Annotated in this window: 19 protein-coding genes and 1 pseudogene; 14 read left to right on the top strand and 6 right to left on the bottom strand. The window is 45.3% G+C overall.

Annotated features, from left to right (window positions below):
- Window positions 1-37 precede the first annotated feature (37 nt).
- From QUA00_RS07100 to QUA00_RS07075, 6 genes are all read left to right on the top strand, one after another.
- Window positions 38-946 (top strand): hypothetical protein, encoded by a 909-nt coding sequence (locus QUA00_RS07100; RefSeq protein WP_333409192.1) that lies wholly within the window; start codon window positions 38-40, stop codon window positions 944-946.
- Entirely contained in the window at window positions 858-1331 is a 474-nt protein-coding gene (locus QUA00_RS07095) for an O-antigen ligase family protein (RefSeq protein ID WP_333143896.1), read from the top strand. Before QUA00_RS07100 ends, QUA00_RS07095 begins: the two co-directional genes overlap by 89 nt.
- A gap of 279 nt (window positions 1332-1610) precedes the next feature.
- The gene (gene ldpA / locus QUA00_RS07090) at window positions 1611-2762 is read left to right on the top strand and encodes a circadian clock protein LdpA (protein WP_333143895.1); all 1152 of its coding nucleotides are present in this window, start codon (window positions 1611-1613) and stop codon (window positions 2760-2762) included.
- 136 nt (window positions 2763-2898) lie between these two features.
- Window positions 2899-4665 (top strand): R3H domain-containing nucleic acid-binding protein, encoded by a 1767-nt coding sequence (locus QUA00_RS07085; RefSeq protein WP_333409191.1) that lies wholly within the window; start codon window positions 2899-2901, stop codon window positions 4663-4665.
- Between the two features lie 379 nt (window positions 4666-5044).
- Entirely contained in the window at window positions 5045-6721 is a 1677-nt protein-coding gene (locus tag QUA00_RS07080) for a CheR family methyltransferase (protein WP_333305050.1), read from the top strand.
- Window positions 6722-6724: 3 nt separating this feature from the next.
- A complete protein-coding gene (locus tag QUA00_RS07075; RefSeq protein WP_333409190.1) occupies window positions 6725-7855 on the top strand; it encodes a chemotaxis protein CheW in 1131 nt (376 codons plus the stop codon).
- 305 nt (window positions 7856-8160) lie between these two features.
- On the opposite strand, the gene QUA00_RS07070 is transcribed toward QUA00_RS07075, so the two are convergent.
- Window positions 8161-8370, bottom strand: a complete 210-nt coding sequence (locus QUA00_RS07070; protein WP_333143891.1) for a hypothetical protein — start codon at window positions 8368-8370, stop codon at window positions 8161-8163.
- Window positions 8371-8430: 60 nt separating this feature from the next.
- Between QUA00_RS07070 and QUA00_RS07065 the strand changes: the two genes are divergently transcribed.
- Window positions 8431-9894, top strand: a complete 1464-nt coding sequence (locus QUA00_RS07065; protein WP_333305054.1) for a methyl-accepting chemotaxis protein — start codon at window positions 8431-8433, stop codon at window positions 9892-9894.
- A 363-nt stretch (window positions 9895-10257) separates the two neighbouring features.
- A complete protein-coding gene (locus tag QUA00_RS07060; protein ID WP_333143889.1) occupies window positions 10258-12141 on the top strand; it encodes a methyl-accepting chemotaxis protein in 1884 nt (627 codons plus the stop codon).
- A 367-nt stretch (window positions 12142-12508) separates the two neighbouring features.
- Here QUA00_RS07060 and QUA00_RS07055 read toward each other — a convergent pair whose 3' ends face one another.
- Window positions 12509-13684, bottom strand: a complete 1176-nt coding sequence (locus QUA00_RS07055) for a SpoIID/LytB domain-containing protein (protein ID WP_333145442.1) — start codon at window positions 13682-13684, stop codon at window positions 12509-12511.
- Between the two features lie 269 nt (window positions 13685-13953).
- On the opposite strand from QUA00_RS07055, the gene QUA00_RS07050 reads away from it, so the two are divergent.
- Entirely contained in the window at window positions 13954-14886 is a 933-nt protein-coding gene (locus QUA00_RS07050) for a ribonuclease Z (protein ID WP_333108095.1), read from the top strand.
- 2 nt (window positions 14887-14888) lie between these two features.
- Here QUA00_RS07050 and QUA00_RS07045 read toward each other — a convergent pair whose 3' ends face one another.
- Complete coding sequence (locus QUA00_RS07045; RefSeq protein WP_333409189.1) at window positions 14889-15116, bottom strand: hypothetical protein; 228 nt, start codon at window positions 15114-15116, stop codon at window positions 14889-14891.
- Between the two features lie 243 nt (window positions 15117-15359).
- Here QUA00_RS07045 and secA point away from each other — a divergent pair, with 243 nt between their 5' ends.
- The 4 genes and pseudogenes from secA (at window position 15360) to QUA00_RS07025 (ending at window position 20220) form a co-directional block, all read left to right on the top strand.
- Window positions 15360-18176, top strand: a complete 2817-nt coding sequence (gene secA, locus QUA00_RS07040) for a preprotein translocase subunit SecA (protein ID WP_333409188.1) — start codon at window positions 15360-15362, stop codon at window positions 18174-18176.
- Window positions 18177-18490: 314 nt separating this feature from the next.
- Window positions 18491-19615 (top strand): RNA-guided endonuclease TnpB family protein, encoded by a 1125-nt coding sequence (locus QUA00_RS07035; protein WP_333409187.1) that lies wholly within the window; start codon window positions 18491-18493, stop codon window positions 19613-19615.
- 118 nt (window positions 19616-19733) lie between these two features.
- A pseudogene (locus QUA00_RS07030) lies at window positions 19734-19988 on the top strand (DUF4160 domain-containing protein).
- Window positions 19951-20220, top strand: a complete 270-nt coding sequence (locus QUA00_RS07025; RefSeq protein ID WP_333108088.1) for a DUF2442 domain-containing protein — start codon at window positions 19951-19953, stop codon at window positions 20218-20220. Before QUA00_RS07030 ends, QUA00_RS07025 begins: the two are co-directional and overlap by 38 nt.
- A gap of 86 nt (window positions 20221-20306) precedes the next feature.
- Here the strand turns inward: QUA00_RS07025 and QUA00_RS07020 are convergent, their stop codons facing one another.
- The 3 genes from QUA00_RS07020 to QUA00_RS07010 form a co-directional block, all read right to left on the bottom strand.
- Complete coding sequence (locus QUA00_RS07020; RefSeq protein WP_333409186.1) at window positions 20307-20600, bottom strand: DUF3288 family protein; 294 nt, start codon at window positions 20598-20600, stop codon at window positions 20307-20309.
- Window positions 20601-20933: 333 nt separating this feature from the next.
- Complete coding sequence (locus QUA00_RS07015; protein WP_333409185.1) at window positions 20934-21842, bottom strand: hypothetical protein; 909 nt, start codon at window positions 21840-21842, stop codon at window positions 20934-20936.
- 55 nt (window positions 21843-21897) lie between these two features.
- Window positions 21898-22467 carry a tetratricopeptide repeat protein gene (locus tag QUA00_RS07010; protein WP_333409184.1) on the bottom strand — a complete coding sequence of 190 codons (570 nt, stop codon included), beginning with the start codon at window positions 22465-22467 and terminating at the stop codon, window positions 21898-21900.
- A gap of 172 nt (window positions 22468-22639) precedes the next feature.
- Between QUA00_RS07010 and QUA00_RS07005 the strand changes: the two genes are divergently transcribed.
- Window positions 22640-23380, top strand: coding sequence for an SDR family oxidoreductase (locus tag QUA00_RS07005; protein WP_333409183.1), 741 nt, complete (start codon window positions 22640-22642; stop codon window positions 23378-23380).
- The last annotated feature ends 38 nt before the right edge of the window (window positions 23381-23418 follow it).

Here is a 23418-nt window from a genome sequence, read left to right as displayed (position 1 = left end):
CTGACACAAAGCTCGCAATTACACAACTATATTTCATATGAAAAATATTTACACTTTGCTATATGCTTTCAGTCTCATTCTCATCAACCCTTGGGGAGGCAGCCGCGGCGAAATTTGGACGCAACCTAAAGTTTTTGTTGTCCTGCTGATTGTGCTTTCAAATTTATCATTTTTATGGGAAGAAAGGAAACTTTTAACTTTTTCCCGGCAGTGGAAAGTCTGCCTGATTTTGTGGGGAGTGTTTTTGACGGTGGGAGCGATTTCTACCCTCAACAGTCCTTTCCCGGAGCGTTCTTTTTGGGGACAAGACCAAATGGGAGACGGCTGGCTGTACTGGCTGTTAATTTCTATTTTTAGCCTCACCAATAGGCTGCTGTTAAAACTGCATCCAGAATTGTTTTGCTGTCAAATACGGGGTTTGCTGATAGGAGGTGCGGTTGTAGCTGTTAGCGTTTTTCCGCAAGTTGTCAACTGGCAAATTGATTATACAGCAACGAACGGTCAGTTGGTCGCAAATGATGTTTTGGCTAGTACGATTTTTCGAGGACAGCAGCCGATCGCACTTTTCTCCCATCGCGGTCACGCAGCTATAGTATTGACTTTGACAGCCGTTATTTGTGCGGTAGGTTGGAAGCGGAAATTAATTAGCGATCGCACTGCCACTCTCGCTTTATTTCTCATTCTCCCCGCTTTGCTATTTACCAACACTCGCACAGCAGTTTTATCTTTAATAATAGCAATATTTTACTTATTGGGACGGCAATATTACAAACAATTAATTCCCGCTCTTGCGATCGGCTTTGTGGCCATTAGTGCGATGACTTTTACGCTAACCTCTGGACTGGAATCGGGTATCTGTGGCACAAGTAATGTCCAGCCGATCGCCCTTGTGGGAAATTTCCGTGCGCGGGATTCAAAAACGACCTCTCTTTGGCTGGGGTTTTAACGGATTTGGCATCGCATATCCTTTCGTCGCCACTCCCAATAAGGTTCCTGAAATTGTGAATTTAGGTCAGTTTTCTTATGATTATATTGCCCCAAACGGACAGGTTCGCACTGAAAAAATACCGAGTTATAAAGCTCACAATTGGATTTTAGATACTGCTATTTCTACAGGCATTCTGGGACTAATCGCTGCTGTTGCTTTGTGGGGATATTGCTTGAAATGCGCGATCGTGTCGCTAAATACCGATTTATCAGCAGTGGCGATCGGCTATTTAACTTTCATTCTGCCTTGGTTTGAGTGCGCTCAATACGCGCAGGTGCTTTGGTTAGCGCTAGATGGCTCCGAATCGAGTTTTCCGAGTCCAAAACTCTCAATCCTGCAATAATAGTCGGCTTTTATCTTGCACCCACCGCTAACAAATGATATTATTATAAGTCTGCCTGCAATTAAAACCTCAGCCAAAAATTAAAAATCGTACCCGTAACAAAAACTCTTAAAAAAATTAGATTGCCAAAAAAGTCATGCTCGATACTCCACATCTAGGGCTGACCCCCCAAGTCCCACTCCTATCGGTAGCGTTTTGATACTTGTATCTGGCTGAGCCGGAAAACTCAGTACAAATTTTTGCCTCGTAATTTTTAGCTGAAAGGATTAACATATAAGGGTGACAGAACATTATCATCCCCTAAACTCATTAAAAGATGGCCATTGGTTCAAGCTGATCTGTGGGGCGAGCTTTCAGCACCTACCGGCTGTACGGAATCTCACCTTGGCTTACACCTTAGCAGGCGCTGACTGTATCGATGTCGCGGCAGATCCCGCCGCCGTCGCCGCAGCGAAAGAAGCCCTACAAGTGGCCAGCGAATTACAGGCAAGAACTCAAAACCGCAGGTTTGGCGGCAAAGGGTTGCCGTTGCTGATGGTGAGTTTAAACGATGGGGAAGACCCGCATTTTCGCAAAGCCGAATTCAACCCAGCCGATTGTCCGGTGGACTGCTGGCGGCCGTGCGAAAAAATATGTCCAGCCGAAGCAATAGTTTTTCAGAGTGCTGGCAGTGGTTTTTCCGGGGTGATAGACCAGCAATGCTATGGCTGCGGTCGCTGTCTGCCGATTTGTCCGAGCCAACTGATTTATACTCGTTCTTACGTGTCTGCTCCCGCCGCGATCGCACCTTTAATCTTGCAATCCGGTGCGGATGCCCTAGAAATTCACACGCAAGTAGGCAGAGAGGCAGATTTTGCGCGACTTTGGTCGAGCATAGCTCCCTGGGTCGCTCAACTCAAGGTAATAGCAATTAGTTGCCCCGATGGAGACGGTTTGATTGATTATTTGCGGACACTGTATCAAATAATTTCCCCCCTTCCTTGTCCCCTAATTTGGCAAACGGACGGTAGGCCAATGAGCGGAGATATCGGAACAGGAACTACTAGAGCCGCGGTCAAACTCGGTCAAAAAGTTTTGGCTGCCCAGTTGCCGGGATACGTGCAACTTGCAGGCGGCACTAATGCTCACACTGTCAGCAAGCTGAGAGCCGAGGGACTGATGAAGGATGCCGGGAAAAATTTGTCAGTTCCCCCTGTCCCATACATTGCAGGTGTAGCTTACGGCAGCTATGCCAGGGTTTTGCTATCGCCAATTTTAGAACAATTAGAAACAATGCAGACCGATCGAGCCTATGCCGTTCCGGTGGCAGTCGCGCGGCCAGCAGCCGGAGTTCAAACATCTCGGCTACCTCAGCTCGAAGCCGTCCCAGAACTTCTCTCACAGGCCGTGAGTTTAGCTTGTTCTCTAGTTTCCCAGCTCAAAGAAATTTAGTCACAAGTCATTAGTCATTAGTCATTAGTCATTAGTCATTAGTTACAAGTAAAAAACAACTGACAACTGACAACTGACAACTGACAACTGACAACTGACTAAAAAGTTGAAAAAGTCACCGAACACATCGAGGCGAATGCAGATTACAGACGACCTCAACAGATTATTAGACATCGTGCCAGATGAGATCCGGCAGCCCTTAGAGCAGCACCCGCAGCGCAACAATCTCATTGAGATTGTCATGGATTTGGGCCGCCAACCAGAAGCTCGTTTTCCATCCTTGGCCGAACCTCTTTCCCAAACTCCGATTACCAAAGCACACCTCAACTATTGCATCGAGCGAGTCGGCCACTTCGGCGGCGACAATCGAGCCGGTATCGAGAAAACCCTGCACCGAATTAGCGCCCTTCGCAACCGCAGCGGCGAGATTATCGGCTTGACTTTGAGGGTAGGCCGCGCTGTGTTTGGGACGATCGGCATTATCCGCGATTTGGTGGAAACCGGTCAGTCAATTTTGATGCTCGGCCGCCCCGGTGTTGGCAAAACCACGGCCCTGCGGGAAATTGCCCGCGTGCTCGCCGATGACTTGGAAAAACGGGTGGTAATCATCGACACCTCCAACGAAATTGCCGGAGATGGAGATATTCCCCACCCAGCGATCGGCAGAGCTCGCAGAATGCAAGTTTCCCGCCCCGAACTCCAGCACCAAGTCATGATCGAAGCAGTGGAAAACCATATGCCGGAAGTGATCGTGATTGACGAAATCGGCACGGAGCTCGAAGCTTTGGCGGCTCGGACGATCGCCGAAAGGGGCGTGCAGTTGGTGGGTACCGCCCACGGGAACCGGCTCGAAAACTTGATGAAAAACCCGACTCTGGCCGATTTAATTGGGGGCATCCAAGCGGTGACGCTGGGAGATGACGAAGCAAGACGGCGCGGTTCTCAAAAGACGGTTTTGGAGCGCAAATCACCGCCAACTTTTGAAATAGCCGTCGAAATGCTGGAACGCCAGCGCTGGGTAATACACGAGCGAGTTGCAGATTCGATCGACACTCTGCTGCGGGGACGCGAACCCAACCAGCAAATCAGAAGCGTCAGCGAGACAGGAGAAGTAATTATCGAGCGCGACTCAGCCGCTCCCCCCGCACGGTTTCCGGGGATGGCAGCTTCCGGCGGCCCGGCTGCTGTATCGGCAATCCGGCCCGTCACACCGATCTCTGGGTGGCGGAGTGCTGGCAAAATGGTGCCGATGCCCGCTCAAGGCGAGAACTTCGCTGCTAAAAGCGCGCCGGTTTCTGAGACTCGGTATTTCGAGCAACTGCTCGAAGAATCCCTGTCCGTCGAACCAGTACCCACCCCCGGACGCTATTCCCATAATGTCGGCCCTAACGGCGAAGATTTGCCCCTCCACGTTTATCCTTACGGCATACCTCGACACCAGCTCGAACAGGTGATTTCGACGCTGAATCTGCCGGTGCTGCTGACGAAGGATATTGAGAGTGCTGACGTGGTTTTGGCTTTGCGATCGAACGTTCGGAACCAGTCGAAATTGAGGCACTTGGCCAAAACTCGCCAAGTTCCCCTGCACACAATTAAGGCCGCCACTATTCCCCACGTAGCGAGAGCTTTGCGGCGCCTGTTGGACATGGATGACCCAGGTACCCCGGAAGTGGCCGACCTCGCTTTATTCGCCCGCAGCGGTTCTTCTGACGAGCTCGAAGCTCTCGAAGAAACGCGCTTAGCAGTGGAGCAAATTGTCATTCCGAAGGGACAGCCGGTGGAACTCCTGCCCCGTTCTCCCAACGTCCGCAAAATGCAGCACGAACTTGTGGAACACTATCACCTGAAATCCCACAGTTTTGGGGAAGAACCCAATCGCCGCCTGCGGATATATCCAGCTTAAAGTGGGAGGTTGATGCCTGTGAAGGCAGAAGGTAGAAGGCAGAAGGCAGAATTTTTTCCTGGCTTCTGTCTTTTACCTTTTGCCTTTTTCCTTTAAGTAGCTGACCACTTTCTGATATGATGTTGTGTGATACTGTTCTTGTTAAGGCGATCGGCTAAATTCTCAATTTATAATTCCAAATTCCCCAATTTCCAATTACCAATACTTCGACTACACGAGCTTACAAGTTCCCCAATTCCCAATAGTTCGGCTACCCACTTCCCTTCGGCTTCGCGAACCGACGAGCCGCAGGCTAGCAGCTATGCTCAGCACAAACTCAGCACCAGCTCAGTAAAAGTTGCCACTTCCCAAATTATTAAATGAATCTACCTCAGTTGACATGAATGATTCAATAATTCAGCTATTTATTAACTTAATTACTACTCAGATTGGTTTGCGAATACGGTCGCAAGATCGTTCGGCTTTGTCTCACAAAATTTTGACTCGGATGAGAGCCAAAAAAATTGCCGAACCCGAAAAATATTATAAACTTTTAACTGCCCAAACTTTGGAAAGTAAAAACGAATGGACAGAATTAGTATTACTATTAACAACAATTGAAAGTTATTTTATGCGAGATAAAGGACAGTTTTCTCTGTTAAATAGAGTAATTTTTCCTGAATTGATAGAGCAGAAAAGAAACTTGCACAAGACCTTGGGAATGCAGCCGACGCTGCGAATCTGGAGTGCGGGGTGCTCCACCGGTGAAGAACCTTATTCTTTAGCTATTGTTTTAAAACAGTTGATTCCCGATTGGGATCAATGGAAAATATTAATTTTAGGTACAGATATCAATGAAAAAGTAATCAAAAAAGCGCCCCAGGGAGTTTACAGTCATTGGTCGTTTCGCTTGGTTGAACCGCAGATACAAAAGCAATATTTTCATCCGAGGGAAAATGATTGGGAAATTAATCTAGAATTGCGCCAAAGTGTAAACTTTAGCTGTGTAAATTTAATCACAGATGAGTTTCCTAATATTTACCAAAATCTTTATAACATAGACTTAATTTTGTGTAGAAACGTTTTTGTGTATTTTGAACATAAGTATATTTCACTGGTACTGAAAAAATTTTCCAATACCCTGAGACCTGGAGGATATTTAATGACCGGTCACGCTGAAGTTTACGGTCAAATTATGAACGAGTTTGAACCCAAGATTTTTCCGGAGTCGGTGGTGTATCAGCGTCGGGATGCAGTACCGGAGGAAGGCGGTCAAATAGAGTCTAGGGTTGCAACGGTAAGGGAAGCCAACTCGGCATTTCGGGAATTCCCGAAAGCAGATACTATGGGCGATGATAGTGGTGAGTTGCTAACATGGGAAACTATGCCACCTAGTTTTACTACTAACAGCAATTTTACAGAGATAGAGATGCCGCCCGTATTAAAAATAAGTAATCCGCTGGGGAAGATGCTGCCATCTCCCTATCTGGAGGAGGGCTTGCCGAACAATGCCGTTTCAGTTACAGAAAAAATAATAGCAGAAAATACTCAAAATAAAACGCCTCAAATGCTAATTTTAGAGGCTAAAAAATCATTTAAGAATAAAAATTATGCTGAGGCGCTCAACAAGGCACAAGAGGCAATAGACTTGCAGGGACATAATTTTGAGGCTTATTATTTGATGGCTCAAGTTCAGGCAAATTCCGGCAATTATTCTCAGGCAATAGAATACTGTAATCGAGCTAGAAAAGTCGATCCGGGCTCAGTATTTACTGATTATTTACAAGCTCACATTGCTGAAGAACAGGGGCAATTGGAAACAGCAAAGAATTTATTAAAGAGGACTATTTATATGTGTCCCTCTTTTGTTTCAGCTTATATAGAACTAGGAAATATATACAATAAAGAAGGTCAAGTAAAAAGAGCTATTAAAATGTACAATTCATCTTGTGAAATCCTGAAAGCACTACCGCCAAATACTCCCATAGATTCACAGGGAAAAATGACAGCTAATCAAGTGCTGATGAATGTTAAAAAAAAATTGTTAAAATTATACAGTAAAGAAACTGTACATTAAAATATGGAAACTAAACCGTATCTTATTTTTGAACAGAACGGTTTTCTCTGCGGTATAGAAGCCTGTTACGTTCGGGAAATTTTCTTTCTGCCGGAGTTGACAGCAATTGCAGAAGCACCTCAAGATATTGTTGGGGCGATCGACCTTCGGGGCGAAATTCTGCCCGTGATGGATCTGAATCTTCGTTTTGGATACGTTTGGCAAGAGTATGCTGTGACAGATAGTACGATCGTCCTAGAGTGGCAAGAATCGAAACTCGGTATAATTGTCAATCAAGTTCGCGAAGTTAAGGAAATCTCAGAAGATGCCATCACTCCGCAGCTATCTTACGGGCGAGATAATTCAGAAGCCTCTCATCATTTTGTAGCGGGATTGGCCCGCTGCGAAGCGGATATTATCATGCTGCTGAATCTCGATTCCTTAATTAGATATTCTCCCAAAAAGTCAGAGGAAAGCTGGCCTCTTTCTCCAAGCAGTGCAGGTAGTGAAGAAACAGCAGGTGAGGCAGAGACGAAAAATTTAAAGTGGCAAATAAATGGAAAATGGTTAGGCGAAACTCCTAAAATTCTGAGCAAGCGGGACGTTTTTTGCCCGCAGGCTACGCCGGAAGAAAAGGCAATTTTTAAATTGCGGGCTAATAATTTAAGGCGGCAAGGCGAGGGGGAAAATGGTGCTGCACTTAATATGTCTTTGGCAGTGTTTGCTTTGAATGGCGAATACTTGGGTATTCCTTTAGATTTAGTGCGCGAATTTACTGACATTGGTCAAGTAACTCCTGTTCCTTGCACTCCAGATCGCATAGTGGGAAATATAAATTTACGGGGAGAAATTGTGACGCTAATTGATATTCGCAGTGTTTTAAATATGTCTTTAAATATGTCGGACTCTGCCAATTATCTCTCTAAGGCGATCGTTGTTGAAGTTGGGGATTTAGTCACTGGTATAGTTGTTGACGAAATATTAGATATTATATACTTAAATGTGTCGGAAATTGCGGCTGTTCCGACTGCACTGTATTCTGCCAACCGCGAATATCTAAGGGGGACAGCTCTTTACGGGGAAAAAATGATGGCTATTCTGAACTTGCCCAAACTCCTGAGCAAAGGAGGACTTGTTGTTGATGAGGAGGTTTGAATCAACAAGTTATCTCAATTATATCAATTTCGGTTGCACGATCGCGATGATTGTTGACGTTTCACGGTTGAGACTGAACGATTGACAGTGAGTCGAAAAGGTGCAAATTGCGCTGATATATGGAAGATACATATGGAGACGACTTGACTCGACTTTACCACGACGATGCTAGCAGATTTTATCTTCTATAGTGCGTCTAAATGAGTTGTAAAATTAAGGTATGTCCACTCCCCCCGTGCTTAAGCGGATCGGGGTAGGCACTCTTGCCACTAACCCTACCAATCTGCATAAATGATTTAGACTTGCTATATAGCAACCGCCAATACGGTGAGGAAGTTGTTTATGGCCCAAATCATTGATTTTATTGCTTCTTCCTTCTTTTTAACTTGCCATTCGACTAGGCTCAGGGGGCCGATCGCGCCCTGATCGTAACCGAATGGCGATCGGCTTCGCCTCCCCTGAGCGTAGTCAAAGGGAAGCGAGCCGAAGCGGCTTCTTCCTTCTTCCTTCAACATACGCTATACCAAATCCCCTCGCTTTTCAAGCCATATTGGACTAAAATTAAGGAGAAAAATATGTTTGCTAACTTAATAAAATTCAATATTAGAAAGAGAATGCTGCTTGCATATGTAGCGCCAGCAACTATATACTTGGGTTTTCCCGTGCTAGTTTATACAACCACTAATCAGGTATTGAGTAATTTTCAAGAAGTAGAAAGGATCGAAAATGTGATCAGACACACAAATAATATGTCTGCAGGTGCCGAGCAAATGGTACGGGGGTTGCGCGGGTATTTAATTAATAATAAAAACACTGACTTTTTAAATGATTTTCAAACAGGTTTAGAATTAGCTCGCCAGTCGGCTAATAGTGTTGAGTCAATGATCCAAAATCCTGAACAAAAAGAACGTTTAGAGAAGATGCTACAACTCTGCAACCAATATTATGAGAGTTCTAACGAAATGATGGTTTTTTTACAACAAAATAAGAGGGCGGAAGCCGTGGCTATATTTAACACCGGAAAACAGACAAAATTTGTGAATGAATTTGTGGAAGTGAATAAGCAATTTCGCGACATTGAAGTCAATGCGATTAAGCAAGCCACCGCAAAAACTAAGGAATCTTTAGTTTTCTTGCTCTGGGCTGTGGTATTTGCTTCCGTACTTTTATTGGTGTTAGGTACTATTATAGCTGGGTTGATTTCGTCAGGAATTGCCCAAACTATCGATCGGGCAATTAGCTCGATCGCCACTTCTTCCACTGAGATTGCAGCCACCGTGGAAGAACAGGAACGCATGGCAAGTCAGCAAGCTGCTTCAGTAAATGAAACTACTACTACAATGGACGAATTGGGAGCATCTTCCAGGGCTACCTCACAGCAGATAGAAACAGCCGTGGTTCAAGCAATGCAAGCTTTGAATTTAGCTGGAGGTGGCACAAAAGCTGTAGAACAAACTTTAGAAGCAATGGCAACTCTCAAAACTAAAGTTCAGGATATCCAAGGACAAATTATAGAGTTGAGCGAACAAACAGATCACATTGGTAATATCTCAACTGTAGTTAGCGATTTGGCAAATCAGACTAATATGTTAGCACTCAATGCTGCTGTGGAAGCCGTGCGGGCGGGGGAACATGGCAAGGGGTTTGGCGTGGTGGCGTCAGAAATTCGCAAACTTGCCGATCGCAGTAAAAAATCTGGAGCGCAAATTAATCTATTAGTTGCTGATATTCAAAGGGCGATTAACTCAACTGTAATGGTGACAGACGAAGGAACTAAAACAGTGGAATCCGGCGTGAATATTGCCTCAGAAACCGCAGTGGCATTTGCAGGAGTTGCCAATGCCATTAACAATGTGGTTTTGAGCTCTCAGCAAATTTCTCTGAATGCCAAACAGCAAGCGATCGCGATCGAACAGGTAGTGCAAGCTATGAACTCCCTCAATCAAGCGGCAGCCCAAACCGCTTGCGGTATCAGTCAAACTAAAGTCGGCACTCAAAAATTGAATGAAGCAGCCTTAGATTTGAAAGCAGTTTTGTAGGAGATCGATGAATTATGAGTAGTTCCCAAAAAAGGCCCAATATATCCTTAAAAATTAAATCAATTGCTTTGGCGATCGGCATCGCTACAATTCCAGCGATATTAACGGGAGTAATAACTTGTTTCTGGGCAAATCAGAACCTAATCTCAAATCAGCAGTGTAGTTAGTTGTGATTTGTGAGTTATTATTTGGGAGTTGTTATTTTTTCTTTAGTACCAATTCCCAATTCCCTATACTTAGGCTACGCGAGCGTACAATTTTCCAATTCCCTATATTTCGGCTACGCGAGCGTACAAGTTCCCAATTCCCTATACTTAGACTATGCGAGCGTACAAGTTCCCAGTAACCAATCCTCCGTAACCAATGATGAACAAATTTTTCCAAAAAATGCAGCACCGACTGCTCCTACTCCTAATTTTAAGTACCTTGATTCCAGTATCTCTGGTTGGTTGGTATGGAATTTCTTCTTCAACAGAAGCACTACAAAATTTAGCATTAATAACCCTTAGTGACAGTGTTAATTCCACCGCCAATCAAATGATTAACCAATTTGACAATCTGAGAGCCGATATTTTGTTTCTCCGCAAAACTCCCCCAGTTCAGGGAATGATTAGAGCTAGAGAAGGAAAGGGAGTAGACAAACAAACTAATTCAACTTATAAAGATTGGGTTTATCGAATGCAACTCACATTTTTATCGTTGATGGAAGCCAAGCCCTATTATATGCAATTGCGTTACATAGATAACAGCGGTAAGGAGATCGTGCGCGTAGATTCTGACGGCACAAATCTCCAAGTTATTCCAGATTCTCAACTACAAAATAAAGCAGACGCAGATTACTTTTCGGCAACTATGAAGCTAAAATCAGGAGAAGTCTATGTGTCTTCCTTAAATCTGAATGAGGAAAGGGGGAAAATAGAAATTCCTTACAAGCCAACCATTCGCTACGCCACTCCAATTTTTAATGCCAAAGGACAAAGACAAGGCTTTGTCATTACGAATGCTCTGGGTAGCACTTTGCTCGATATGGTTAAAAATTTTAATCCTGAACTATCAGACCAATCTTTTATCTTAAATCAAGATGGGTATTATCTGGCTCATCCCAATCCTCAAAAAGCATGGGGATTGGAACTCAAAACTAAGGAAAATGTCAAAAATGATTATTCAGGAGACATTGTTGCTAAAATACTCTCAGGTGGCAAGGGAAATATTGACAAGACGGATCTAGTGATTAGCTATAATACAGTTTTTCCCAGCCAGGAAAATAAAAATAAATTTTTAGTAATTGTGGATACTTCACCCAAAAGGTTGCTATTTTCTTCTATTGATTCTCTTCAGAAAATAGCAGCGTTTATTGCTATTGTTTCCCTGGCTGTGGTGCTGGGATTTGGCTGGTTTTTTTTGCAACAGATTGTTGCTCTCATTCGGGGGTTGATTTACCAAATATCGTCATTTTCACTGCAAATAGAATCTAATATGAATCGGCAAGAGCAAATAGCAGATCGGCAATTTGTCTCTGTCAATCAAACAACTATAACTCTAGAAAATTTGGGCAGATCTTCTCAGCAAACAGCCGAGCAAGCTGAGTCTGTTGCCGCTGCCGCTCGCCAAGCTTTAAATCTCGCCGAAGAAGGTACTAAAAAGGTAGATCAAACTCTCAATCAAATGCTGAATCTTAGAGAAGCTGTGGTGGCAATTTCTAAGCAAAATCATCGACTCGACGACAGCACGAGTCAGATTGGCAATATATCGACTCTCGCAAGTTTGGTTAGCGATTTAGCCAGCCAAACTAATATGCTGGCTCTCAACGCTGCTGTTGAAGCAGTCAGAGCCGGTGAGTACGGTAAAGGTTTTGCGGTGGTAGCAAGCGAAATTCGTAAGTTAGCAGATGAAAGCCAACAAGCAGCACAAAAGATTAATGGTATTGTTCCAGAAATTAAGGGCGCGATCGACTCTACGGTGAAAGCAACTGAAGATAGTCGCAAAACGGTTGCAGAAGGGGTGAAAACAGCACAAGATACGGCCGAAGCTTTTACGGGTGTGAGGGAAGCTTGCAATCTGGTGTTTGCTAGCAACCAGCAAATTTCATTTAATGTTAAACAGCAGGCGAGCGCAATTCAGCAAGTAGGTGATGCCATGAGTTCTATGAAGGAATCTGCGTCTCAAACAGTCAGCGGCATTAATCAAGTTAAAATCGGTACTCAACAACTCACAGAAGCTGCATTTAATCTTAAAAAAGTAGTGTAGTCAGTAGTCATTAGTCATTAGTCATTAGTCATTAGTCATTAGTCATTAGTCAGTAGTCATTAGTCATTAGTCATTAGTCATTAGTCATTAGTCATTAGTCATTAGTCATTAGTCATTGCCAATTTCCCATACTTCGGCTACGCGGTTCCTGACCTGCCACTACGCGGTTCCTGAGCGTAGTCGAAGGGCCGTACAAGTTCCCAATTCCTTGTATTCAGGACACGGAAGTCAGAGATACAGCAATAGTTGTTTTTCCGTTCTTCCTTCTTCCTTCTTCCTTCTTCCCTCGGACTGACATCCGTTATATCCGTTACATCCGTTACATAATCCGTTGCCGAACTTCTTCCTTCTTCCCCCTTCCCAGCAGTTACTGGACTGCAATTCTAGCCAAAGTAGCACCTCGGTAATAGTGCAACAAAATCTGCTGGTAGCCGTATCCCTGTCTGGCCAAATTGTAGGCCCCCCACTGACTCATTCCTACAGCGTGACCGAAACCTTTGCCAGCAACTTGAAAACCGGTAGGAGCTTGGCCGCTGTTCCTTGGGTTCCCACCGCCCCCATACTGAGGAATCACGGTAAACCGGGTACTCCTCAAATTTAGAACCCGGCGTAAATCTGCGCCAGTCATGACCCTAGAACCGCCATCTCCAACTACTTTCATCTTCAAAACGCTGCCGTGAGCGGTAGTGCGTTCTGGCTTCATCGAGATCACATTACCCACGCCAGAAATCCTATTGCTGATTTGAGCCCGGGAAAAATTTTCTTTCCATTGGTAAACCGGGGCCCCTTGGTCGAAGTCAGGAACAGCACGCAGGTAAGGCAGAGGTTCCGTCCAAACATCCTCGACATTTTCAGTATGTCCCCCAGAGGCAGAGTGGAAAGCGGCTAAAATAATCTGACCGTTGTAGGCCAGAACTTGACCGGCGGTTGCATCGACTGCGGAATAAGTGCCAGAAGATTCTGTTTGCAGTCCTTTGTAAACTTGGGAATACTGAGTGCTGTCCACGTCGTAAAGGTCGGTTTCGCTTTTGAGGCGCTGGTGGATAGCGTAGGAACGGGCGGCGACTGCTTGGGCTTTCAAAGCCTCTTGAGGCCAATTGCCACTCATCTCGGCGCCGAGAACGCTGTAGAGATATTGTTCGATATTGACGTAGTTGATGGCAGTCAAGCCTCCTTTTTGGGGAACTAGAAGCGTGCGTCCCCGATACCAACGATCGCCAATCCAGACATAACCGTTCCCCGTCGGCTCGATCCAAACTTGGTTGGCGGCCCAGCGACCAATTGCCACTGTTCCCGATCGAAATTGAGCTGACTGAGAACTGTTTGCCGGCAGTTCGCCCAAATTGCGCCCGCTACCGTCGCGGATTGCAGCCTTTGTAGAACTGCCGATTTTTATCTGACTTGCCCCGTCTTGTACCGCAACTCGCAAGATCAGCGCGGCCTGTGCTGGGGCTACCATTACCAGCCAAAACAACAGCGAAATCCAAAAGTAGCGTTTTTTTAATGTCGAAAAAACGGAACCAAAAAATACTCCTGACTGCATTTGAAAATTTTCCTCCTGTGCTGTATGAGTTTAAGAATTTTTAAGGGAAGGCAAGGCAAGGGAAAAAGGAAGGGGAACGGAAGAAAGAAAACGTTAGAATTGGGTTGATCGCTCTGTGCGCTTGTCGAAAATGATTTTAGCAACTAGATGTTCGCAGGAACAGCGATTTATCCCGGTTCCTGGCTGCGACTATTTCCTGTATGTCGGAGCAGCCGCACTCTGGATATATGTAACATATTTTTTAAGACTTAATTGAGGTGATTTGACTCTTGCAGATTACATTTCTCGGAACTAGCTCCGGCGTACCCACGCGATCACGCAACGTTTCCAGCATCGCCCTCCGGTTGCCCCAGCGAGCGGAACTCTGGCTGTTTGACTGCGGCGAAGGAACTCAGCACCAGTTTCTCCGCAGCGATCTCAAAGTCAGCCAACTGAGCCGCATTTTCATCACTCACCTGCACGGCGACCATATTTTCGGCTTAATGGGTTTGCTGGCTAGCTGCGGTTTGGCGGGGAATGTCAAGCGCATCGATCTTTACGGGCCTCCGGGACTTGAAGAATATTTGCAAGCTGGTGTTCGCTATTCTCAAACTCATTTTTCTTACCCGGTTAAGGTACACAAAATTCACGAGGGAGTTATCTATGAAGATGACGAATATATTGTTAGTTGTGGCCCTTTGAAGCACCGAGTTACTGCTTTTGGTTATCGAGTAACTGAGAAAGATCGTGCGGGACATTTTGATGTAGAAAAAGCGAAGGCAGCGGGCATTCCTTCCGGGCCAATTTACGGCGAGTTAAAACAAGGAAAGACGGTAAAGTTAGAGGACGGGCGACAGTTTAAAGGTACTGATTTTTGTGGCCCGGATCAAGTGGGGCGCAAGTTTGTTTACTGTACTGACACGGTTTTTTGTGACGGGGCGGTGGAATTGGCGAAGGATGCTGATTTGTTGGTGCATGAAGCTACTTTTGCTCATCAAGATGCTCAAATGGCTTTCGATCGCCTCCATTCAACTTCGACAATGGCGGCTCAAGTGGCTTTGATCGCTGGGGCGAAACAGCTAATTATGACGCATTTTAGCCCGCGTTACGCTCCGGGGAATGCGATCGTCCTGGATGATTTGCTCAAGGAAGCGCAGGCAATTTTTCCGAATACGAAAATGGCCTATGACTTTTTGACTTACGAAGTGCCCAGGCCTGTTTAAAACTAGGGTTTATCTGACCTGAGATGTGACAGCATTTTCCATAAGGGCGATCGGGGCGGGCAAGATGCCCAACCCCTACTCCCCACAAAAACATTAATCTCTTGTGGAACAGGCATCTTGCCTGTTGCTAAAATTAATCCCACAAAAACATTAATCTCTTGTGGAACAGGCATCTTGCCTGTTGCGGAAATTAATCCTACAAAAACATTAATCTCTTGTCGAACAGGCATCTTGCCTGTTACGCCCTGGAATTGTCAATAAGCATATATACCTCAGTGGCGATCGCTACCCACCTTCACCAACTTCAATCTAAAATCTAAAATCTCAAATCCAAAATCGAGCGATCGACCGCAGCCACGGCCGATGAGGGTCAATGGTTGCTACAATCGGGGAGGGTATATGTTGTGGCTAACACTACAGCCCGTAACCCTGAAAGCTAATAGCTAAATTATTAAAAATCTGCCTCTCCTGCCATGTTTAAAAATCTGCTAGGCGATCCCAACGCGCGCAAACTTAGAAAATTTCAGCCTTGGGTAGCTGATATCAATATTTTGGAAGAAGACTTCCGCGCACTCTCAGACGACGACCTCAGAGGCAAAACGGCGGAGTTTCAAGAACGTCTGGCAAAAGCGAGATCTCTCAACGAAGAGAAAGAGATCCTAGACGAAATCTTGCCCGAGGCTTTTGCAGTGGTGCGGGAAGCGGGACAACGGGTTTTAGGAATGCGCCACTTTGATGTCCAACTCCTCGGGGGCATTATCCTGCACAAAGGCCAAATTGCCGAAATGAAAACCGGTGAAGGCAAAACTCTGGTGGCGACGCTGCCGGCTTACCTCAACGCCCTCAACGGTAAAGGCGTACACATCATCACCGTCAACGATTATCTCGCAAGACGGGACGCGGAATGGATGGGACAGGTGCACCGCTTCCTGGGATTGACTGTGGGACTGATTCAGCAGGGCATGGATCAGGTGGAACGCAAGAAAAATTATAGCTGCGATATTACCTACGCCACTAACAGCGAAGTCGGCTTTGATTATTTGCGCGACAACATGGCTACTGTCATGGAAGATGTAGTGCAGCGTCCTTTTAATTTCTGCGTGATTGACGAGGTTGACTCGGTGCTGATTGATGAAGCACGCACGCCTTTAATTATTTCCGGCCAGGTGGAACGCCCCAGCGAGAAGTATATACGGGCGGCTGAGGTAGCTGCTGCTCTGAGAAAGGAAAATGAAGAACATTACGAGGTTGACGAAAAGGCTCGGAATGTGCTATTGACCGATGAAGGCTTTGGTGAAGCTGAGCGGTTGTTGGGTGTTACGGATTTGTACGACCCGGCTGACCCTTGGGCGCATTACATTTTTAATGCGATTAAGGCGAAGGAATTGTTTATTAAGGATATTAACTATATCGTCACTCCCGATCGCGAAGTCGTGATTGTGGATGAGTTTACCGGCCGGGTGATGCCGGGACGGCGCTGGAGTGACGGTTTGCACCAGGCGATCGAAGCCAAGGAACGGGCGGAAATTCAGCCGGAAACTCAGACGCTGGCGACGATTACCTATCAGAATTTCTTTTTGCTTTATCCGAAGCTGTCGGGGATGACTGGGACGGCAAAAACTGAAGAGACCGAGTTTGAGAAGATTTACAAACTGGAAGTGACGCTGATTCCCACTAACCGCATTACCAGCCGCACAGACCTTTCGGATATGGTTTACAAGGCGGAGGCTGGGAAGTGGAATGCCATCGCCCAAGAATGCGCGGAAATGCACGAGGTGGGTCGGCCGGTGCTGGTGGGCACGACAAGCGTAGAAAAGTCGGAGTTGCTGTCGCGGCTGCTGCTGGAGAGGAAAATTCCTCACAATTTGCTTAATGCTAAACCGGAAAATGTGGAGCGGGAATCAGAAATTATCGCTCAAGCCGGACGCAAAGGCGCTGTGACGATCGCGACAAACATGGCGGGACGCGGTACTGATATTATTTTGGGCGGTAATTCTGAGTACATGGCGCGCCTGAAGTTGCGGGAGTATTTTATGCCCCGGATCGTGCAACCCGAAGATGACGAGGGGTTTTCGTTGGTGCAAGTGCCTGGTATTAATGCCCGCCCCGCACCTCAAGGTTTTGATCCGACTAAGAAAAAGGTAAAGTCTTGGAAAGCTTCGGCGCAGATTTTCCCGACGGAACTATCGAACAATGCCAAACAAATGCTCGTGGCGGCCGTGGAATTGGCGGTGAAGGAGTACGGCGCGCGATCGCTCACGGAATTGCAAGCCGATGATATCGTGGCTATAGCTTCGGAAAAAGCGCCGACAAAAGACCCGGTAATTCAAAAATTGCGGGAAGCTTACAATTTAACTCGCAGGGAGTACGATGCTTTTACCAGCACCGAACACGATGAAGTCGTGCAGTTGGGAGGCTTGCACGTCATCGGTACTGAACGCCACGAATCGCGCCGGATCGACAATCAGTTGCGCGGCCGGGCGGGACGCCAAGGAGACCCTGGTTCTACGCGGTTTTTCTTGAGTTTGGAAGACAATTTGCTCAGGATTTTCGGCGGCGAACGGGTGGCCGGTTTGATGAAGGCTTTCGGTGTTGAGGAAGATATGCCGATCGAATCTGGAATGCTGACTCGTTCCCTCGAAGGCGCTCAGAAAAAAGTCGAAACCTACTATTACGATATCCGCAAGCAGGTATTTGAATACGACGAAGTGATGAACAATCAGCGTCGAGCAATCTATGCGGAACGTCGCCGAGTCTTGGAAGGTTTGGACTCGAAAGAACAGGTAATTAGATATGCCGAACAGACGATGGATGACATCGTGGGAGCATACATCAATCCCGATTTACCTTCGGAAGAATGGGAACTCGACAAACTTGTGAGCAAGGTGAAGGAATTTGTTTATCTGCTCGCTGACATGACGCCGGATCAGCTAGAAGATTTGTCCGTTGAGGAAATTAAAACATTCCTGCACGAACAAGTCCGCAATGCTTACGACATTAAAGAAGCGGAAGTTAATGCAATCCGAGCTGAATTAATGCGAGATGCGGAACGATTCTTTATTTTGCAGCAAATTGATACTTTGTGGCGGGAACACTTGCAGCAAATGGATGCTTTGCGCGAGTCTGTAGGGCTGCGCGGTTACGGGCAGAAAGACCCGCTGATCGAGTACAAAACTGAAGGTTACGAGCTGTTTTTGGACATGATGACGGATATCCGCCGCAATGTGGTTTATTCGCTGTTCCAGTTCCAGCCGCAGCCGGCAATGCAAGTTTCGCCAGAGATGGTTTGAAGATAGTTAACAGTTGACAGTTGACAGTTAACTGTTGACTGTTGACTGTTGACTGTTGACTGTTGACTGTTGCTTCCAGGCTCTTCCTGGAAGTTGATTTTACCGAAGAATGGGGTCTAAAGCCCCGTCCTTTTAGGACGGCTTTTCCTCTTTAAGCTTATCAATCCAGTCCTCTACAAGTTGGGTCATTGTTTTTTCTTTCTGTTTGGCAATTCTCCGCAACTTCTCTAGCCGACTCACGGCAATGCGAATACTTAATCTTTCTCTGACCATTTGGCTACCCACTTGCTACCTATTATGTTATCATAGTTAGCATGAAAACATTGAAGTTCAAGCTATATCAAAGCAAGCGGAATAAACACCTCAAGCGAAGTATCAATGCTGCGGGGGTGATTTATAACCATTGCATTGCACTCCATAAACGGTACTACCGGATGTGGGGAAAGCATTTGAATTGTGCAAAACTTCAATCGCATATTGCCAAACACAGAAAGCGTAAAGCGTTCTGGCAAACGGTCGGCTCTCAAGCTGTGCAGGATATCTGCCAACGAATCTCGATCGCCTACCAACTGTTTTTTAAGCATCACAAGAAAGGAGTTAGACCTCCCGGATTCAAGAAAGTTCGCAGATACAAATCGTTCACTCTCAAGCAAGCTGGCTACAAATTATTAGGCGGCAATCGAATTAAGATTGGGAATCGCGTTTATCAGTATTGGAATTCCAGAGAGATAGAAGGGAAGGTTAAGACGTTAACCATTAAACGCACGACATTAGGAGAGTTGTTCATGGTTGTGGTCGTTGACAGCGTTGGAGAGCCTGAAACCAAAGTCGAGACGAGTAAAATCGCTGGCTTTGATTTCGGCTTGAAAACGTTTCTCACCTGCTCAGATGGAACAAAAATCGAATCACCGCAATTTCTGAAACAGTCCCTCAGCGCTATTAAGAAAGCAAATCGTCAGCATTCCCAAAAACGGAAAGGCTCAGCGAACCGAGAAAGAGCAAGACTTAATCTAGTTCGCAAACATGAAGCCGTAGTGAATCGTCGCTCTGATTGGTTCTGGAAATTGGCTCACGAACTAACTGATAAGTTCGACGTGCTGTGCTTTGAGACGTTGAATCTAAAAGGAATGCAACGACTTTGGGGACGTAAAATCTCAGACCTGGCATTCGGCGAATTTCTCCAAATTCTCGAATGGGTTGCCAAGAAGAAAGGAAAACAAGTAGTTTTCATTGATCGTTGGTATCCATCTAGTAAGACTTGTTCCCATTGTGGACACGTTCTGAAAAAGTTGGATCTGTCAGTTCGTGAATGGCGCTGTCCGTCCTGTCAAAAGGTGAATGATAGAGACGAGAATGCAGCTAAAATTATTTGTGCGGTTGGGGCATCAACCGTTAAGTTAGGTGATGTTAGACAGGCTATGCCTGCAATTGCTGTTTGAGCTTAGAATCCCCTCGCCTGAAGGCCCGGGAGTATGTCAAACCACCCGTGTCATGGAAGAAGAATATAAGAAGACCAAATACAGATATTGGCATTGAAATATTGTATAACCGGGAATTATGCCAACTATTTTACGAATAGGCCCTTACCGACTTTACTTTTACAGCCATGAACCAAATGAACCACCTCATGTTCATATTGACAGAGACAAATAATCGGTTAAATTTTGGTTGGAGCCAGTCAGTTTAGGAAACAACCTTGGTTTTAGTGCTAAAGAACTTCGTAAAATACAGTCGGTAGTACAAGAAAATAAACAAACGCTATTGGAGGCTTGGTATGGGTATTTTGGCGATTCGAGCGGACGAGAGAGTTAAGCACATTCATTTTACAGAAGAAACCATTAGTGTTGATTTGATGGATGGACGAATCATTACCGTGCCTTTAATTTGGTATCCAAGATTGTTTCATGCAACGCCAGATCAAAGGGAAAAATGGGAAGTATGTGGAGGAGGCTATGGCATTCACTGGGAAGAAATTGATGAAGACCTCAGTACAGAAGGAATGCTGCGAGGTGCACCGGCTCCGAGGCCTAAAATTACTCATTAATTTCGATCGCTAGTTCACTTCTAAGCTTTGGTAAGATAGCCTTTCTCACGTAAGAGATAAAGGAGGTATTTAAGGTATATTTGAGATTAAAGCCAATCTTCTTGATCGCTTTTTTGTCGCCTGTAAACCTCACCTGTAGCGTGAATTTTACGGGTTTGTTCATAAAGAGTTTCTTCGGTATGATTCCATTTGTGCAGGACTTTTTTTAAGTCTGATTGAATATCTCTAGCGCCGGGAAAGCCTCGGTAGCGAATTATCAATCTTGCTAATTCCGATAAATTGTAGTCGGTTGCTTCTCCTGCTAATAAAGTATTGACACTGGCTCGATCGCGCTTGTATTGCGGATGCTGCTGATCTTGAGTTTTTTCTATTGAATCCATACTATTTATATTTCCCAATCATATCAAATCCGTTGACATCGGAATCATTATCTCTCTCTCTTCTCTTTCTCTGTGTCCTCTGTGCCCTCTGTGGTTTAATATTCCGATATAACCGGAATTGATATCATTTGAAAATGATGCTACAAGCAACCGCCACCCAAAAGCGCGGACATAAATAACTATCATGAATAGAGTCTTAAATCCGCGCTTCATAAACGGTTTGATTCGGGTATCATAACAGTTATTAGTCATTAGTCATTAGTCATTAGTCATTAGTCATTAGTCATTAGTCATTAGCCATTAGTCATTAGTCATTAGTCACCCGTCAATTGTTTAAATGGTCGCTTCAGTCAGTCCCAGAAATTTTTGTGCTTGTTCAGTAATACCAAATAGTCGATCGCCGTGACAAAAGATTTCCCAGGCGCGAATTCCCATAAAACCAATACCTGCAACCGCCAAGGGCATCGCTGCGGCACCTAAAAGCGCGGCAATTGGGGGAAATATCATACAGAGTGTTAAGAGAATGGCGGTAATTGCACCACCAGCAATGCCAGCTTTGGCGGTGGCGGTGGTCACTTTTTCGACTAACTCTGACTGGGTAATTTTGCCTTCCACGCACAATAGCGAGTTTTCTAAGATAGAAAATATTAACTCAATTACTGCTGCTGCGATCGCCCCTTTCATTGCAGCCCCAACGATTTCGGCCACTGCTGCTTTAAACGCTGCATCCGCTAAAACTTGCTTAGCGACTGCTAATTCTGCCGCAGTCATGTCTGCACCACCGCGAGCACGATTCACCCAAAAATATTCAAAAATCCCGTTAGCAGCTTCGCTTCCGCCTCCATTGACGTGCGCTTGGATGTGACTCCAATCTTTATCTTGACAGAAGTTGCGAATTGCTTCTGGGCCTTGGGCTCGAATTTGGGCGGGTATGGATTCAAATACTTTTGCTGCTTCTTGAACATTTCGCATTCCGTCACGCACCCCAGCCCTAGCAAATTTGAATTGCAGATTAGTTGGCAGGTTCTCAAAACGGATGTTATGTGCTATTTTAAAAGCTTCTTGAGTGGCGAGCGCCCCGGCACTAACCATTGAACTTGGCGCTGATTGTACCCACGCCGTTAATACAGTTGCACTTTCATCAAATTTTGCATCAATTTGGTTGCCTAAGTTTTGGATATCGGCAACAGTTTCTTGTACTTTAGCCGTTAGCAATTCGAGCGGATTCTGGTTAATTTCCATGTGGCTCCAGCTTGCATCGTTAATGATTGAATTATTTTGACTATAACATTCCTCTTCAGTAAGTGTTATTTTTTACTAAATTGCTTCTATTTTCTAACTCCGGCTGTAAATTTAGAGCTTTTTTTTGATAAAATAAACCTTCATTGATTCGCCCTTGATCTTCCAAACTTTTGCCTAAATTCCAATAAGCGACGGCTAAATCTGGTTGAAGAGCAATAGATTTTTGATAGTAAGTTATCGCGTCATCGAGCAGGCCTTGTTTGTAAAACATACTGCCCAAATTAACATATGCTTCGACAAAATTAGGGTCGAATTCGATCGCCTTGGAGTAGGCGCGAATCGCCGCGTCTATTTTGCCTTGGGCTTGCAGGATATTGCCTATAGTTTTGTAGGCGACGGCGAAATTGGGTTGCTGGCGAAGTGCTTGGTAACAGGATGCGATCGCCTCTGCAAATTTTTGTTGAGCATAGTAAACTTCAGCGATCTTGTTGAGTGCGATCGCACTATCCGCTTGAATGGCTAGTAATTTTTGATATTGAGCGATCGCCTCCTCAAGCTTTCCTGATTTCTGAAGGCTATCGCCCGCTGACAAATACTGCTGTGCTAACTCGGAATTTGCGGTCATAGATTTTACTTTAACAGCCGACACTACTTTACCACAACTGTTAGTTAACAACCGCGATTTCTAAAAATATTCTGACTATTTGAGATTTTAATTTTGTTTCTGTACCGGAATGCGGAAAAAAATAGTAGGATTATTTTGAACCAGCATCAACGCTAATTGCAGAGGAAATCTCATGGCATCACTAGCAGGAAAAGTGGCAATTGTGACGGGTGCATCGCGGGGAATAGGACGCGCGATCGCCCTCCGATTATCCCAAGAAGGCGCATCAGTTGTCGTCAACTACGCCAGAGGCGCAGAACAGGCTAAAGATGTTGTGTCAGCGATTGAAGCAGCAGGCGGCAAAGCATTAGCCGTGCAAGCCGATGTCAGCAAAACCGCAGAAATTCGCAATTTGTTCGATCGCACTCAGGAAACCTATTCACAAGTCGATATTTTAGTCAATAATGCAGGAGTAATTCTTTACAAACCTGTAGCCGAAGTTACCGAAGCAGAGTTTGATAATCTTTTTGCAATTAACGTCAAAGGCACGTTTTTTGCTTGTCAAGAAGCTGCTAAACGCATGGCGGAGGGAGGAAGAATTGTTAATTTTTCCAGTTCGACAACGGCGATAATGATGCCAACTTACGGGGTTTACGTGGCGACAAAAGGCGCGGTGGAACAGCTAACTCGATCGCTGGCTAAGGAATTGGGCGATCGCCAAATTACAGTCAATGTAATTTCTCCGGGCCCAACAGATACAGAACTCTTCACGATCGGCAAAACCGCCGAACAAATACAAAGATTTACCCAAATGACTGCTTTGGGAAGACTCGGAAAAGTTGAAGATATTGCCGATGTAACGGCTTTTTTGTGCAGCGACCAAGCCCGGTGGATTACCGGACAAAATATTCGCGTTAACGGCGGGACTGCCTAAATGTATACTTTAGTCCGCTTGAAGTGGACTTCGTTTGT

The sequence above is a fragment of the Microcoleus sp. T2B6 genome (genome assembly GCF_036700475.1).
In the GTDB taxonomy this organism is placed as follows: Bacteria; Cyanobacteriota; Cyanobacteriia; order Cyanobacteriales; family Microcoleaceae; genus Microcoleus.
Note: the sequence above shows the minus strand (reverse complement) of the source record. Positions and strands in the feature narration are given on the sequence as shown.

What these genes read in the sequence shown, in the direction of transcription:
- QUA00_RS07100 (WP_333409192.1), top strand. Translation starts at nt 38, where the DNA reads ATGAAAAATATTTACACTTTGCTATATGCTTTCAGTCTCATTCTCATC.
- QUA00_RS07085 (WP_333409191.1), top strand. Translation starts at nt 2,899, where the DNA reads ATGCAGATTACAGACGACCTCAACAGATTATTAGACATCGTGCCAGAT.
- QUA00_RS07080 (WP_333305050.1), top strand. Translation starts at nt 5,045, where the DNA reads ATGAATGATTCAATAATTCAGCTATTTATTAACTTAATTACTACTCAG.
- QUA00_RS07075 (WP_333409190.1), top strand. Translation starts at nt 6,725, where the DNA reads ATGGAAACTAAACCGTATCTTATTTTTGAACAGAACGGTTTTCTCTGC.
- QUA00_RS07070 (WP_333143891.1), bottom strand. Translation starts at nt 8,370, where the DNA reads ATGTTGAAGGAAGAAGGAAGAAGCCGCTTCGGCTCGCTTCCCTTTGAC.
- QUA00_RS07065 (WP_333305054.1), top strand. Translation starts at nt 8,431, where the DNA reads ATGTTTGCTAACTTAATAAAATTCAATATTAGAAAGAGAATGCTGCTT.
- QUA00_RS07060 (WP_333143889.1), top strand. Translation starts at nt 10,258, where the DNA reads ATGATGAACAAATTTTTCCAAAAAATGCAGCACCGACTGCTCCTACTC.
- QUA00_RS07055 (WP_333145442.1), bottom strand. Translation starts at nt 13,684, where the DNA reads ATGCAGTCAGGAGTATTTTTTGGTTCCGTTTTTTCGACATTAAAAAAA.
- QUA00_RS07045 (WP_333409189.1), bottom strand. Translation starts at nt 15,116, where the DNA reads ATGCCTGTTCGACAAGAGATTAATGTTTTTGTAGGATTAATTTCCGCA.
- secA (WP_333409188.1), top strand. Translation starts at nt 15,360, where the DNA reads ATGTTTAAAAATCTGCTAGGCGATCCCAACGCGCGCAAACTTAGAAAA.
- QUA00_RS07035 (WP_333409187.1), top strand. Translation starts at nt 18,491, where the DNA reads ATGAAAACATTGAAGTTCAAGCTATATCAAAGCAAGCGGAATAAACAC.
- QUA00_RS07025 (WP_333108088.1), top strand. Translation starts at nt 19,951, where the DNA reads ATGGGTATTTTGGCGATTCGAGCGGACGAGAGAGTTAAGCACATTCAT.
- QUA00_RS07020 (WP_333409186.1), bottom strand. Translation starts at nt 20,600, where the DNA reads ATGGATTCAATAGAAAAAACTCAAGATCAGCAGCATCCGCAATACAAG.
- QUA00_RS07015 (WP_333409185.1), bottom strand. Translation starts at nt 21,842, where the DNA reads ATGGAAATTAACCAGAATCCGCTCGAATTGCTAACGGCTAAAGTACAA.
- QUA00_RS07010 (WP_333409184.1), bottom strand. Translation starts at nt 22,467, where the DNA reads ATGACCGCAAATTCCGAGTTAGCACAGCAGTATTTGTCAGCGGGCGAT.
- QUA00_RS07005 (WP_333409183.1), top strand. Translation starts at nt 22,640, where the DNA reads ATGGCATCACTAGCAGGAAAAGTGGCAATTGTGACGGGTGCATCGCGG.